11 protein-coding genes are annotated in these 14,622 nt (G+C 70.2%); 7 read left to right on the top strand and 4 right to left on the bottom strand.

All coding sequences use genetic code 11. The features are described 5' to 3' along the window. Positions 1-74: 74 nt before the first annotated feature. On the bottom strand, positions 75-1,268 hold the full coding sequence (locus IPQ09_01105; protein ID MBL0192817.1) for an FHA domain-containing protein: 1,194 nt from the start codon (positions 1,266-1,268) through the stop codon (positions 75-77). Between the two features lie 117 nt (positions 1,269-1,385). Here IPQ09_01105 and pilB point away from each other — a divergent pair, with 117 nt between their 5' ends. From pilB to IPQ09_01075, 6 genes are all read left to right on the top strand, one after another. After that, positions 1,386-3,095 carry a type IV-A pilus assembly ATPase PilB gene (gene pilB, locus IPQ09_01100; GenBank protein ID MBL0192816.1) on the top strand — a complete coding sequence of 570 codons (1,710 nt, stop codon included), beginning with the start codon at positions 1,386-1,388 and terminating at the stop codon, positions 3,093-3,095. A 50-nt stretch (positions 3,096-3,145) separates the two neighbouring features. Beyond that, on the top strand, positions 3,146-4,255 hold the full coding sequence (locus IPQ09_01095) for a type IV pilus twitching motility protein PilT (GenBank protein ID MBL0192815.1): 1,110 nt from the start codon (positions 3,146-3,148) through the stop codon (positions 4,253-4,255). Between the two features lie 55 nt (positions 4,256-4,310). Continuing rightward, positions 4,311-4,922, top strand: coding sequence for a nitroreductase family protein (locus IPQ09_01090; protein MBL0192814.1), 612 nt, complete (start codon positions 4,311-4,313; stop codon positions 4,920-4,922). A gap of 30 nt (positions 4,923-4,952) precedes the next feature. After that, on the top strand, positions 4,953-6,797 hold the full coding sequence (locus IPQ09_01085) for a hypothetical protein (GenBank protein MBL0192813.1): 1,845 nt from the start codon (positions 4,953-4,955) through the stop codon (positions 6,795-6,797). Further along, positions 6,794-8,050, top strand: coding sequence for a sodium:proton antiporter (locus IPQ09_01080; protein ID MBL0192812.1), 1,257 nt, complete (start codon positions 6,794-6,796; stop codon positions 8,048-8,050). Before IPQ09_01085 ends, IPQ09_01080 begins: the two co-directional genes overlap by 4 nt. A 90-nt stretch (positions 8,051-8,140) precedes the next feature. Next, positions 8,141-9,427, top strand: coding sequence for a hypothetical protein (locus tag IPQ09_01075; GenBank protein MBL0192811.1), 1,287 nt, complete (start codon positions 8,141-8,143; stop codon positions 9,425-9,427). Between the two features lie 80 nt (positions 9,428-9,507). Here IPQ09_01075 and ppk2 read toward each other — a convergent pair whose 3' ends face one another. Next, positions 9,508-10,284: a polyphosphate kinase 2 gene (ppk2, locus tag IPQ09_01070; GenBank protein MBL0192810.1), complete on the bottom strand. Its 777-nt coding sequence runs from the start codon at positions 10,282-10,284 to the stop codon at positions 9,508-9,510. Between the two features lie 71 nt (positions 10,285-10,355). Then, complete coding sequence (locus tag IPQ09_01065; GenBank protein MBL0192809.1) at positions 10,356-12,377, bottom strand: CocE/NonD family hydrolase; 2,022 nt, start codon at positions 12,375-12,377, stop codon at positions 10,356-10,358. A 111-nt stretch (positions 12,378-12,488) separates the two neighbouring features. Here IPQ09_01065 and IPQ09_01060 point away from each other — a divergent pair, with 111 nt between their 5' ends. Next, positions 12,489-13,226 (top strand): hypothetical protein, encoded by a 738-nt coding sequence (locus tag IPQ09_01060; protein MBL0192808.1) that lies wholly within the window; start codon positions 12,489-12,491, stop codon positions 13,224-13,226. A gap of 79 nt (positions 13,227-13,305) precedes the next feature. On the opposite strand, the gene IPQ09_01055 is transcribed toward IPQ09_01060, so the two are convergent. Further along, positions 13,306-14,601 carry a chloride channel protein gene (locus IPQ09_01055; protein MBL0192807.1) on the bottom strand — a complete coding sequence of 432 codons (1,296 nt, stop codon included), beginning with the start codon at positions 14,599-14,601 and terminating at the stop codon, positions 13,306-13,308. Positions 14,602-14,622 lie beyond the last annotated feature (21 nt).

Below are 14,622 nucleotides of genomic sequence, written 5' to 3'. Positions count from 1 at the left end.
TGCGGGGAGCTGCGTTGTGCAATGTTTTGCGCACGGCGCGCGCGCGGCGAGCGCCCGGTTCAACCGACTGCGCGTCAGCCCACGACGCGCAGGCGCGCCGGACCCCCACGCTCTGCCGCGAGCGCGTCGCCCACGAGCAGCGTCGTCCCGTCGCCGAGCGCCACGTCACCCAGGTAGGCGGCGGGGGCCTTGGCGGAGAGCTCGATGAGGCCGTCGGCGCCCTCGCGAAGCACCCACTGCCCGTCTCCCACGGCGATGACGACCGGGCCGAACGCCGAGCTCACGCGCTGCCCCGGCACCTCGACCTGCACGGCCCCAGCGAGCAGCGCGCTCGGGGTCACGTGCACCGGCACCTCGCGACCGAGCCTCAGCTCGAGGCCCTCGCCCACGGGGAGCGCTCCGCGAATGGGGAGGCCGCGCAGCTGGGTGCCGTTGCGGCTGCCGAGATCGCGCACGAAGAAGCCCCCCTCCTCGCGCGTGACGGCGAGGTGCTGGCGGCTCACTGCGCTAGAAGGCACGAGCACCGTGCCCTCCGTGCGGCCCACCACGAGCTCCCTGCCGAACGCGACCGTGAGCCGCTCCTCGCCGAGCGCGCCGAGCGCGCCGAGCGCGAAGGTCACGATGGGCCCCCGCGCGAGCCGCGCGCGCAGGCTCGCCACGCGCTCGCGCACGGTCGCGTCGTCGGGGCTCTCTCTCGCGAGCAGCTCGAGCAGCTCGAGCGCCTCGCGGCGGCGGCCGCTCGTCACGAGCAGATCGACCTCGGCGTTGCGGTCGCGTCGCCGGCGCTGGCCGCGCTCCTTGTGTTGCTCGCTCGCGAGCAGAAACTCGAGCTTCTCGACGTCGCCCGCCGCTGTGAGCGCCCGGGCCTCGCCCTCGCGGTCGTCGATGCTCGCGTAGGCCTCGGCCGCGCGCTCGTGCTCGCCCACCGCCTCGAGCTCGCGGGCCGCGTCCTCGACGTCGCGCCGATTGACCGCGGAGAGCGCCACGTCGCCGACGAGCGCGAGCAGCAGCAGCGCGCGCTTCCTCCTCGCCTCGACGTTCTCCGGGGTGCCCTCCGGCGCGAGCTTCGCGGCCTGGGTATAGTGCTGCAGCCGCGCCCGGTGGTCCGGGTCGCCGTCGCCGCGGAGGAGCATCACGCGGGCGGCCTCGAGCGGACGCCCTGCCTCGGCGTAGAGCTCGGCAGCCCTCGCGAGCTCGCCGCGCACCTCGGCGCTGCGAGCCCTCGCGGCGTCGCGCCCCCGGCCGAAGATGCGGTCGAACAGTCCCACGACAACCCGCAGGGTACCACACTGTGCGAGCGCTGCCGCGGTCGCGCTCGCGCCCGGCGCCGCGGAATCTCGTACGAATTCGCGGCGGACCACCGTAGACTCACCCGAAGAGGACGTATGGCAAACCAGAACCGACTCGGCGAGCTCCTCGTTCGAGAGAAGCTCATCTCCCTTTCGCAGCTGCGGCAGGCCCAGGACGAGCAGTCGCGGTCAGGTCAGAACCTGAACGCGGCGCTCGCGAGGCTCGGCTTCGTCAGCGACCAAGACATCACGAATTTCCTGTCGCAGCAGTACCGCGTCCCCACGATCCAGCTCGACGAGTACGAGATCGACGGCGACATCCTGAAGCTCGTCCAGCGCGACCAGTGCGAGCGGCACAAGGTCATCCCGGTGTCGCGCGCGGGCAGCTCGCTCATCGTGGCGATGGCCGACCCCACGAACCTCCACGCCATCGACGACCTGAAGTTCCTCACCGGCTACAACATCGAGCCGGTCATCGCCTCCGAGAACGCGATCCTCGCGGCGATCGAGCGCAACTACAGCGTCGGCCCCTCGTACGACGAGGTCATGGCGGGCTTCGAGGAGTCCGAGATCGAGTTCACGGGCGAAGACGACGACCTGAACCTCGTCGAGCTCGAGAAGGCCTCGGAGGACGCGCCGGTCATCCGCCTCGTGAACATGATCCTCCTGAACGCCATCAAGAAGGGCGCCAGCGACATCCACATCGAGCCGTACGAGAAATCGCTGCGCGTCCGGTACCGCGTCGACGGCGTGCTCATCGAGGAGATGAGCCCCCCGGTCAAGCTGAAGAACGCGATCTCGAGCCGCATCAAGATCATGAGCCAGCTCGACATCGCCGAGCGTCGCCTCCCGCAGGACGGGCGCATCAAGCTGAAGCTCGGCAAGGGCCGCGAGATGGACTTCCGCGTGAGCGTCCTCCCGTGCCTCTGGGGCGAGAAGACCGTCATGCGTCTCCTCGACAAGGGCAACCTCCAGCTCGACATGACGAAGCTCGGCTTCGACCGGAAGGCGCTCGACGACTTCCTTTGGGCCATCCGTCAGCCGTGGGGCATGGTGCTCGTCACCGGCCCTACGGGCTCCGGGAAGACCACGACCCTCTACTCGGCGCTCTCCGATCTCAACAAGATCGACACCAACATCAGCACCGCGGAAGACCCGGTGGAGTACAACCTCCACGGCATCAACCAAGTGCAGATGCACGACGAGATCGGGCTCAACTTCGCCATGGCCCTGCGCGCGTTCCTCCGGCAGGACCCGGACGTCCTCATGGTCGGCGAGATCCGCGACTTCGAGACCGCTGAAATCGCGGTCAAGGCGGCGCTCACGGGCCACTTGGTGCTCTCGACGCTGCACACGAACGACGCCCCGGCGACGATCTCTCGTCTCCTCAACATGGGTGTCGAGCCCTTCCTCATCACGGCGAGCGTGAACCTCGTCCTCGCCCAGCGCCTCGCGAGAAAGATCTGCGTCGACTGCAAGCAGCAGATCGTCGTGGAGGACGCCGTCCTGAAGGAGGTTGGCTTCAACGCCGAGCAGATCGCGCGATGCCAGGGCCGGCTCTCCAAGGGCGCGGGCTGCCGCACGTGCAACGGCAGCGGCTACAAGGGCCGCGTCGCGCTCTACGAGGTCATGCGCTTCACCGAGAACCTGAAGGAGATGGTGCTCCAGGGGTCGTCCACCGCCGAGCTCAAGCTCGGAGCGATCAAGGGCGGCATGTGCAGCCTTCGCGCCGCGGGGATCCTCAAGGTCCTCGACGGGGTGACCACCACCGAAGAGGTCCTCCGCGTCACCATGTCCGACGGCTGACCGCGGAAGCCTGCCGAAGCGCCCCACCGTAGAGCCCACCGAAAAGATCGATGTCGCAACAACAGCCCCCCGAGCTCCGCGTCAACCTCCACCAGCTGCTGAAGGCCATGGTGGACAAGGGCGCGAGCGACATGCACATCACCGTGGGGACGCCCCCGCTGCTGCGCATCGACGGCGAGGTCATCCCCCTGAAGCTGCCGCCCTTCGGCCCCACCGAGACGAAGGCGCTCTGCTACTCGGTGCTCACCGAAGAGCAGAAGATCCAGTTCGAGCGCGACAACGAGCTCGACCTCAGCTTCACGGTGAAGGGCCTCTCGCGTTTTCGCGCGAACTTCTTCATCCAGCGCGGCGCCGTAGCGGGGGCGCTGCGCACCATCCCGTTCAAGATCTTGAGCTTCGAGGAGCTCGGCCTCCCGCCGATCATCTCCGAGCTCACCCAGAAGCCGAACGGCCTCATCCTGGTGACGGGGCCGACCGGCTCGGGCAAGACCACCACGCTCGCGTCGATCATCGACAAGATAAACTCCGAGCAGCGTCTCCACATCCTCACCATCGAAGATCCGATCGAGTACCTGCACCCGCACAAACTGTCGGTCGTCAACCAGCGAGAGGTGGGGCAAGACACCGCGAGCTTCGGCGGGGCGCTCAAGTACGTGCTGCGGCAGGACCCCGACGTCGTGCTGCTCGGCGAGCTCCGCGACCTCGAGACCATCGAGGCGGCGCTCACGATCAGCGAGACCGGTCACCTCGTCTTCGCGACGCTCCACACGAACAGCGCGATCTCCACGATCAACCGCATCATCGACGTGTTCCCGCCCCACCAGCAGGAGCAGATCCGCTCGAAGCTCTCGTTCGTGCTCCAGGCCGTCATTTCGCAGCAGCTCCTGCCGCGCGCCGGCGCGCCCGGGCGGTGCATGGCCCTCGAGGTGCTCGTGCCGAACGTGGCCATCCGGAACCTGATCCGCGAGTCGAAGATACAGCAGATCTATGGCCAGATGCAGATTGGCCAAGACAAGTTTGGCATGCAGACCCTGAACCAGTCGCTCTTCAACCTGCTCATGCGTCGCTACGTGTCTCTCGAGGAAGCGCTGAGCCGCTCGCTCGAGCCCGAGGAGCTCCGCTCGATGGTGGAGCAACGCCAGACGCGCCCGCAGCGCTAACGGTGTGACGGTGGCAGAGGAGCCTCTCGTCTTCCACGAGCGCACGAGCGACGACATGCGCGCGCGCGCGGCGGCGTTCTACCAAGAGCTCCGCGCGCGCCGCTCGGTGCGGAGCTTCTCCCCGAAGCCCGTCCCTCGGGAGGCGATCGCCGACGCGATCCGGGCCGCGGGCACGGCCCCGAGCGGCGCCAACCTCCAGCCCTGGCGGTTCGTGGTCGTGGGAGATCCCGCGACCAAACGGCGCATTCGCGAGGCGGCCGAGGCCGAGGAGCACGCGTTCTACGGCGGCCGGGCGCCCGAGGAGTGGCTCGCCGCCCTCGCGCCGCTCGGCACCGACGCCGACAAGCCCTTTCTCGAGACCGCGCCGTATCTCATCGCCATCTTCGCCGAGAGCCACGGCCTCGCCGCCGACGGCGCGCGCACCAAGCATTACTATGTTCAAGAGTCGGTGGGCATCGCCACCGGCTTTCTCATCGCCGCGCTCCACCACGCCGGGCTCGCCACGCTGACCCACACGCCGAGCCCCATGGGCTTCCTCTCGAAGCTGCTCGGGAGGCCTGCGCACGAGCGGCCCTATCTGCTCCTCGTCGTGGGGTATCCCGCGGAGGGCGCGCAGGTGCCCACGCTGCGCAAAAAGGAGCTCGATGAGATCGCGGTATTTCTATAGGCAGGCTCCCCTCCGCGCGCCCGTGAGCCCGTGAGCGCTCCGGTGCGCCTCGCGCCGCGGGGGGACCGCGCGGCGCCCGTCGTGTTCCGCCAGGGCGCCACCGCGCCGTTCGGGATTCGGTGGTACGGGGCGACGTCGCTGTGGGGGCACTTTCGAAATTTGGTCTCGACCGCGATCGCGCGCGAGGCCGTCGACGCGCGCGACTGGATGCGACCGCTCTCGCCCGAGGAGCTGCTCCGCGCCGTGGCGGAGGTGCTGCGCCTCCGGGCCGACGCGCCGACGGTGCTGGAGGGCCTCGGGCGGCCGCTCTGGGTCGACTGGGTGGCCGACACGGGGGACGACCGCGATGTGAGCCGGGAGGTGGGCCGCATGGTCTTCTCCGAGTATACCGTCCTTGGCGACGACGCCTGCGAAGGCGAGGGCGAGGGCGAGCGCGTCCTGCCCCGCGGAGACGTGCTGCTGTTCGGCGGCGACACGGCGTACCCAGTGGCCACCGCCGACGAGATCTTCCGCCGGGTGCTCGAGCCGTGGAACGAGCTCCTCGAGCCCACGTTCGATCCCGCCGCACCGCCGCGCCTCTTGCTCGCGATCCCGGGCAACCACGACTGGTACGACGGGCTCGACGGCTTCGGCAGGCTCTTTCGCCGCACGGCTGGCGACGGACTCCGCGGCCACGGCGTCGCGGAGGAGCCGCGCAAGAAGGACTCCGCGTCGCGCGCGGTCGGCCTCGTCGCGCGAGGGCTCCACTTGGACGAGCTCGGCGGCACGATCAGCACGATCGCGGGCGTCGCCAAGACCACCCGCGCGCTGTGGCGAGGCACCGACGAGCAGCGCCGCCGCCGCCTGACGTTGCTCGGGTACGAGGCCGTGCAGGAGGCGAGCTACTGGGCGCTTCCGCTGGCCCCAGGCCTCGACCTCTGGGGGGTGGACCGCCAGCTCGGGCGCCTCGACTACCGCCAGCGGAGCTTCTTCGCGTCGCGTCGTCGCCACGCCTCGGGCGACCGGGTGTGGCTCGCGTCGCCCGACCCCGCGATCGCCTTCGGCGAGCCGTGGGACGTGGGCGAGCGCATCCTCGCCGCGAGCGGCCTCGACCTGTCTCGCGACCGGGTCCTTTACCAGTGTGGCGACATGCACCACTACGAGCGCCGCGTCGTGGGCGAGTCGATGCACGTCATCGCGGGCGGCAGCGGCGCCTTCCTCCACGGCACGCGCATCGTCCCCGATCCCAGCCCCGCGGCCGCGGCTTATCCGAGCGCGCGGATCTCGCGGCGCCTGGCGCTGCAGGTCCCGCTGCGCCTCGTGCTCGGCCGCGCTGGGTACATCATGCACATCGTCGCGGCGGTGGTCGGCGGGGTCGAGCTCGCGGCCGGCGGGCACGGGCTCGTGCGCTTCGCGGTCACGGCCGCCGTGGCCAGCGGCGCGTGGATTTGGGCCCTCTACGCGATCGCGGGTCACCACCGCGCACACCCCCGGCGCGTCCTCGCGCTCGCGTTCCCATTCGGCCTGGCGCTCGGCCTCTTGCCGGCGGGGCTCGCGTTCCTCCAGGTGAGCTTCGGGAACCACCTCCACGCGCTCACCCACGAGCCGCTCATGATCCTCGTGCACGCGTACGCGAGCGCGCTCCTCTACGGCTTGTTTCTGGCGCTCTGCGCCCTCGGAGGCCTGGAGATGCAGCAGGTCTTCACCGTGCTCGGGCACCCGGGCTTCAAGAGCTTCGTGCGGATGCGCGTGGCGCCGTCGGGGACGATCGACGCGTGGGTGATCGGCAAGGACGACCCGCTCGCGTCGGAAGGGCCGTGGCTGGTCGACCGGTGGACCTGGGGCGCCCCGCGCGTGGGGCCCCCGGAGTGGACGGCTAGGGTTCGCACACCGTGACTGCTTTTCAGGTGTTCGCGGCCGTGCTCACGCTGTCCGCGCTGTTCGCGTACGTCAACCAGCGGTCGCTGCGGCTGCCGCCGGCGATCGGGATCATGGCCATGTCCCTCGTGGGCTCGACCCTCCTCGTCGTGCTCGACCGGGTGGGTTTCGTCTCGCTCCGGCCCCTCATGATGAACGTGGTCGCGCGGGCAGAGCTCGAGCACACGCTCATGCACGGCATGCTCGGAGCGTTGCTCTTCGCGGGCGCGCTCCACATCGACCTCGGCGACCTGAAGCGCGAGCGAGCCGTGGTGCTCGGGCTCAGCTTCGTCGGTACGCTGCTGTCGACGGCCATCGTGGGCGTCCTCTTTTACGGTGCGGGGCGCGCGTTCGGGGCCCCCGTGTCTTTCGGATACGCGCTCGTGTTCGGGGCCCTCATTTCCCCCACCGATCCGGTGGCGGTGATGGGAATTCTGAAGGAAGCGAAGGTCCCCAAGCGCATTGAGACCCAGATCGCCGGCGAGTCTCTCCTCAACGACGGAGTGGGGGTCGTCGTGTTCTCCACCGTCGTGGGCGCGGTGGTCTCGGGGCGCCAGGCCACCGCGGCTCAGGTCGCGACGACGTTCGTGCGGGAGGCAGGCGGAGGCGCCGTCTTTGGCCTCGTGACGGGTTACGCGGTGTATCGCCTGCTGCGCAGCATCGACCACTACCAGACCGAGCTCTTGCTCACGCTCGCCCTCGTGTTCGGCGGGTACGCGCTGGCGGAGAGACTCCACGTCTCCGCGCCCCTCGCCGCGGTGATGGCGGGGCTCATCATCGGGAACGCCGGCCGCGCGCGCGGCATGAGCGACGTCACCCGCGAGCACATCGACAAGTTCTGGACGCTGGTGGACGAGGTCCTGAACGCCGTCCTCTTCGTGCTCGTGGGCCTCGAGCTCACCACGCTCCCCATGTCGAAGGGCGCGATCGGGCTCGGCGGAGTGGCGATCGTCGTCGTGCTGCTCGCGCGGTATCTCAGCGTCGTCATCCCGCTCACGGCGATGCGGCGCTTCGTCGCGCCGCTGAAGGGCGCGGTGACGGTGCTCACCTGGGGCGGCGTTCGCGGCGGGATCTCGGTCGCCCTCGCGCTGTCGCTCCCCGCGTCGCCGGCGCGCGACACCATCGTGACCGTCACGTACGTGGTGGTGGTGTTCTCGGTGCTCGTGCAGGGCCTGTCGCTCGGCGCCGTCGCGAGGCGCGTGGCTGCGGAGGCCTCTGCGACCGAGGGCTGAGGGGCGCGCGTCTTCCACGGGGCGCGTGACCGCCACCGCGCGAGCCCGCATGCCGCGGGCGTAGGCCGCGCGCCGTGGTAGCCTAGCCCGGTGCGGCTCCTCGCTGGTCTCCTTCTGGTCCCGACGCTCCTCCTCGCGTGCTCCTCCTCGGCGCCCGAACCGGTCGCGCAGCCAACGCCCCCTCGGGAGGCCGGCGCGGGAGAGCCGCCCGGCGGCGGTGCCCCGGCGTGCGCCAGCAATCCGCCCACTCGCGGCTCCACGCTGCCTGCGCCGCGCGGTGACTCCGCGGGGGCCCTCTCGGCCGACGGCAAGATCCTCGTGATGTTTGGCGGCGACACCGCGGTCGCGCCGTGCGGCTCCGTCGCCGCCGCGGTGCACGACGGAGGCAGCTTCCTGCTCGACGTGGGCTGCGGCGACTTCACCCCGGTGGACCAGGCGCCACCCGCGCGAGCCCGCCATGTCATGCTGGCCGACCGCGCGCGGAATCGCGCGCTCCTGTTCGGCGGTAGAACCCGAAAGGGTGGGAGCGGCCCCTACACTCTCTTCGCGGACCTCTGGTCGTTCGACTTCGCCAAGCGCGCGTGGAGCGAGCTCGCGACGCAGGGCACCGCGCCGAGCCCGCGCGCGAACCTCGCGGCCGCGGTCGACGACGCGCGCGGCGAGCTCGTCGTGTTCGGTGGGAACACCTCGACCGACGGCCTCGCGTTCGCCCCGCAGAACGACACCTTCGTGCTCGACCTCGCCACCTCGACGTGGCGCACCCTCGACACCCCCGCGCGTCCCCCAGCCCGCCTCTTCCACGCGATGGCGCTGGACGCCGCGTCGCGCGTGGCGTGGGTCGTCTCCGGCGGCGACAAGAACGCCTTCTTGGGGCCCTTCCTCCGTGACGTGTGGAAGCTCGACCTCGCTTCGTCGACGTGGACGAAGGTGGAGACCAACGGCGACGCGCCGCTCGGCCTCATCAACCACGCGGCGATGTTCGACTCGGTGAACAAGCGGGTCGTCGTGTTCGGTGGTCACGACGACGGCCAGGTGGGAAATCAGAACGAGATTTACACGCTCGACGTGGCGACGGCCGCGTGGTCCCGCATGCCGCTCGGCGACTCGCTGAACAAGCCCTCCACCAAGGCGTGCGTGTTCGCGCCCGACTTCACCACGATCGACAAGGCCTCGCCGGAGCGTCGCAGCGCGTTCGTGTTCGCGCCCCGCGCGGACGGGCAGGGGTTCTTCGCGGGCTTCGGGAAGGGCGACTGCGGCCTCCTCGGCGACTCGCACTGGTTCTCGTTGCCCACGCGGCGCTGGTCGCCCGTACGCCCGAGCCCCGTCGGGCTCTCGTGCCTACGCGCGCAGGAGACCTGCGCCGGCCTCTGCGGGTGAGCGCGCAGGCCAGGGTACGGTGAGCGCGAGGTGAGCGCAGAGTCCGGTGCCTCGGCGCTCATTTTCCCGCGGGCTGAGCTTCAGTACTTGCCGCGAATCGGTGACACCGGGCCCGTGAACTTCTCCTTCGCGGGCTTCCCTTCGAGCTTGGGGAAGGGCACCTCGACGTCGGGGACGCGCTTGTCGGGCACCTGATCGAGCAGGTGGCGTAGCAGGTTGAGGCGCCCCCGCTTCTGGTCGTTGAAGTCGACCACGAACCACGGCGCCCACTTCTTGTGTGTGGCCTTGAACATCACGTCCCGCGCTTTGCCGTAGGCCGCGTAGTGCTCGCGCGCCTTGAGATCGATCGGCGAGAGCTTCCAGCGCTTCAGCGGGTCGGACAAGCGCTCGGCGAAGCGCTCCTCCTGCTTGTCCTGGTCGACGGAGAGCCAGTACTTCACGAGCAACGTGCCGGTGTCGACGAGCTGCCGTTCGAAGACCGGCGCCTGCTCGTAGAACGTGTCGACCTCCGCGGGAGTGCAGAACCCCATCACCTTCTCGACGCCCGCGCGGTTGTACCAGCTCCGATCGAAGAGGGTGATCTCGCCGGCCGCGGGCAGGTGCTCCACGTAGCGCTGGAAATACCACTGCGCCCGCTCGCGCTCGCTCGGCTTGGAGAGCGCCACGACCCGGCACTGGCGAGGGCTCAGGCAGTCGGAGATAGCCGAAATGGCGCCGCCCTTGCCGGCCGTGTCGCGGCCCTCGAACAGCACCACGAGGCGTGTGCCCGTGTGGCTCAGCCAGCGCGCCATTTCGTTCAGCTCCACCTGGAGCGGCTCCAACGCGGCCTCGTAGTCTTTGCGCTTCAGATTGCCCATGGTTCCTCGCTTTGGCGTGGAGCGTAGAGCCAACACCCGGACGTCGTCAGCGAAAAGACGGCGCTACCTCTTCAACGAGGCAGCTGCCCGCGCAGGACGCGCACGCCGAGGGTGGACGGGCGGTCGGCCGTGCGGAGGAGGGTGTGGGTGGCCGCGCGGAAATCGGCCTCGCTGGCCTTGGGGATGTCCACGAAGGTCTGCGGGTTGCGGTCGACCAGGGGGAACCACGAGCTCTGCACCTGCACCATCAGGCGGTGGCCCGGGCGGAACGTGTGGAGCACGTCGGGGAGCGTCAGGCGCACGCGGGTGGGCTCACCCGGCACGAAGGCCTTGGGCGCCTCGAAGCTGTCGCGGAACTTCCCGCGCATCACCTCGCCCCGCACGAGCTGCTGGTAGCCGCCGAAGCGCTGCCCGGTCGGGTTCGGCTCGGGGTCCTCCGCGTTGTCGGCGTACACGTCGATGAGCTTCACCACGAAGTCGGCGTCGGTGCCGGTGGTGGTGACCCAGAGGGTGGCCTCGAGCGGACCCGCGAGGGTGACGTCGTCGGTGAGCGGCGGCGTCGAGAACACGAGCACGTCGGGCCGCCGCGACGCGAAGCGCTGGTCCTCGACCATGTATTCTGCATCAATGTCGCTGGCTGTCTTCCCGCTGTAGGGCACCGGCCGCCTCGGATCGCTCAGGTAGCTGTCGGACTCGGGCGCGGGCCCGCGCGTGGGCGCCGCGGCGAGGCGGCCGTTCGGTGCAAAATACAAGGTCTCCGCGCGAGCCTCGCGGGGAGGCCACGCGGTGAAGCTCCGCCACTCGTTCGTGCCCGTCTCGAAGCAGAAGGCCTCCGGCAGCGGGGTGGTCTGCTTGCCCTTGAGCCACCGCTGGAAGAAGGGCAGCTCGGCGCGCTCGTGGAAGATGCGCGCGGTCTTCTGGCCGAAGCTCACTGCGCCGAGGTGGTCGCCCTCGCCCCGCGCCCAGCCTCCGTGGCGCCAGGGGCCCATCACGAGGGTGTTGTGCGCCCCAGGGCTCTGCGCCTCGAACGCCTTGTAGGTCTCCAGCGTGCCGTAGACGTCCTCGGCGTCGAAGAAGCCGCCCACCGTGAGCACCGCCGGCCTCACGTTCTTGTAGTGGGGGCGCGGGTCGCGAGCCTTCCAGAAGTCGTCGCGGGTGCCGTGCGCCATGAGGTCGTTCCAGAACATGAGCTTGCCCTCGAAGTGCCGCGCGTTCACGTTCGAGAGCGGGCCGAGCGCGAGGAAGAAGTCGTACGCGTCGCCCGTGCCGTACTCGAAGCCCCACGGGGGCGACTTCGCCGTGGGCTTGGGCCGCGGCTGCCCGAAGCTCGAGTAGAAGTCGAAGGCGTCGGCGAGGAAGAGCGCGCCGTTGTGGTGGAAGTCGTCGCCCAAGAACCACTCGGTCACCGGCGCTTGGGGCGAGGCGGCCTTCAGCGCCGGGTGCCCCGAGATCGCCGCCTGAGCGGCGTAGAAGCCGGGGTACGAGATGCCCCACACGCCGACGTTGCCGTTGTTGCGCGGCACGTTCTTCACGAGAAAGTCGATCGTGTCGAAGGCGTCGGTCGTCTCGTCGATGTCGGTCGGGCCGCTGCCCGCGCGGTGGGGGCGCACGTCGACGAAGGTGCCCTCCGACATCATCTTCCCACGCACGTCTTGGTGGACGAAGATGAAGCCGTCCTTCACCAGCAGCGGGTTCGGCGCGAACCGACGCAGGAGGCGCGCGTTGGACGCGGGCGGAAGGTTGTCGATGCCATACGGCAATACGCTGTAGGGCGTGCGCTGCATCACGATCGGGTAGACGTGCTCGTCGTCTTTGGGCACGTACACGTTGGTGAAGAGGCGCGCCCCGTCGCGCATGGGGATGCGGTATTCGTACTTCGTGTAGTATTCACGGATCGCCTTCGGGATGTCCTGCTCGTTCGCGAGATCGTAGGGCACGAGCGGCGCGGGGTTTACCGTGCGAGCCTTCGCCTGGGGAGCGCGAGCGGGGGGCGGCGGCGCTGCCCCACAGGACGCGGAGGAGACCGCAGCCAGCGCGAGCAGCGCGAACGGGGACCGGAGCGAGCGCGCGAGGCGTGAGCCGAAGAGAGCCACGACGCCTTCTACCACCCCTCCACCGAGCGTCGCCACGGTCGACGCGCTCGCCCAACTCCGCCACACCCCGAGGGGAGCGCCGACCGACGCGATCGAGTAAGGTCCGCGCGCGTGGGCTTCTTCTCTGACCTCTGGCGACCCTTCTTCGTCGCGCCGCGCGTCGCGAGCGCGCTCCGTGCTCGCACCCGTTCGGTGGCGCGCGCCATCGCAGGGGGCGAGGGCGTGGGCGAGGGCACCGAGGTCCGTGTGGTCGGGCGCATCGATCCCTCGAGCGCGACGTTCCCGGCGCCGTTCACCGGAGCGCCATGTGCCTTCTGGTTCGTCTGCCTCGAACAAGAGGCGGACACAGGCATGAACCGCAGCACGGGGACGTACGCGCGGTACTGGGAGCTTCGGGCTCGCGACGCGTCGCGCGAGCCTCTCGTCCTCCTGGACGACGACGGGGAGTCCCGCGTCCACGTCGAGCTCGGTCGCTCGGAGTCTTTGGTCGGCGACGAAGGGCCGCTCCCGCCGAGCGCGGTGGTGAGTCGGGGAGACGCGCTCGTGCGCGCCCCTTTTCTCCTCGATCTCGCCACGGAAGACGTGACGGCGCGTGCCCGCGCGAACCCCTCGCTCAAGGCGTTCTTCCCTGTCGCCGTGTCCGGCCAGCCCCAAATTCTGCCGCTGTCACCCGGGGGGGCCCACAGGACTCGTTGCTTCGAGGCGCGGCTCGGGCCGGGCGACAGGATCGCGGTCTTCGGGACGGTGAGCGGCGCTCGCGCCGACACGGAGAGCGCCTATCGCTCGAGCTCGAGCGGACTGCGCATTTCGGGGACCTCCGAGCGACCGCTGGTCCTGTTGCGGCCTTGAGAGGCGCAGCCCGCGTGTGCTCGAGCGCGGGCCGCGCGACCGAGTCGCCGCGCTCCCGTCCCCCGCGCCTGACAGGCCGCTACTTGGCCCCTCTCGGCGGCTCGTCGGGGCCGCGGTCGAGGTCGCGGAGCGCGCGGGGGTGCGTGAGCCGCTCGCCTCCCTTGGCGCCGAGGAGCCGCTGGGACGAGTAGATGCTTCGGTGTCCCGTGAGCAGATAGGCCACGACGCATACGATGAGCACGTGCGGGAACACGTGGGCGCCGAGCAGCTCCACGGCCATGATCGATAGGGCGAGCGGTGTATTCGACGACGCCGCGAACACGGCCGCGAGGCCCACGCCCGCACCCAGCTCGAGCGGAATGCCCAGCAAGCGAGCGAGCGCGCTCCCGAGGGCTGCGCCCACGAAGAAGAGGGGCGTCACCTCGCCGCCCAAGAAGCCGGCGCCGAGCGTCACGGCCGTGAAGACGAGCTTCAGCGCGAACGCGTAGGTGGGGAGGCTCGGGTCGGTGAACGCGCGGACGATCGTGGGCACTCCGAGGCCGAGGTAGTCGCTCGTTCCCACGAGCTTCCACATGGCGATGACCGCGACGCCACCTGCGAACATGCGGAGGGGGAGCCGCCGCAGGTGGCGCTCCCCGCGCTTCTTCAGCCAGTGCGTGAGCTCGATGAAGGCGGTCGACGTGGCGGCGACCGCGGCCGCGAACACGAGCCACTTGGCGAGAAGGAGCGGCGTGAGAGGGACGTGCGGCGCTGCGGGGTAATGCGTGTGCCCGACGCCGAGCGCGCGGGTCGTGAGGTCGCCGACCACCGACGCCACCAAGGCCGGGACGAGCGCCTCGTATTCGATGCGCCCGAGCACCACGAGCTCGAGCCCGAACACGGTGCCGGCGATCGGCGTCCCGAACACCGAGCCGAAGCCGCCCGCCACGCCCGCGGCCAGCAGCTGGCGGCGCACCGCCTTCGACACGCCGAGGCGATGGGAGAGCCAGTCGGCGAGGCTCGCGCCCATTTGAACGGCGGTGCCCTCGCGCCCGGCGCTTCCGCCGAACACGTGGGTGAGGACGGTGCCCACGAGCACCATCGGGGCCATCCGCAGGGGGATCTCGGGCCCGTCGTCGTGGATCGTGTCGATGACGAGGTTGTTTCCCCCCTTTATGGGTTCTCCGAAGCGCTCGTAGAGGGAGCCCACGACGAGCCCGGCGATCGGGAGCGCGTAGACGAGCCACTCGTGCCGCGCGCGCACCTCCGTGGCCCGCTCCAGGAGCCACAGGAAGAGCGCCGAGGCGCCGCCGCACGCGACGCCGACGAGGGCACCGAGCACGAGCCACTGCCCGAGGGCGGTGAGGCGGTCGCGGGAGAGATGGGCGTGCGTCATCGCGCGCTCGGTGCGAAACGC

This window comes from Myxococcales bacterium, assembly GCA_016720545.1.
Classification (GTDB): domain Bacteria; phylum Myxococcota_A; class Polyangia; order Polyangiales; family Polyangiaceae; genus JAAFHV01.
Note: the sequence above shows the minus strand (reverse complement) of the source record. Positions and strands in the feature narration are given on the sequence as shown.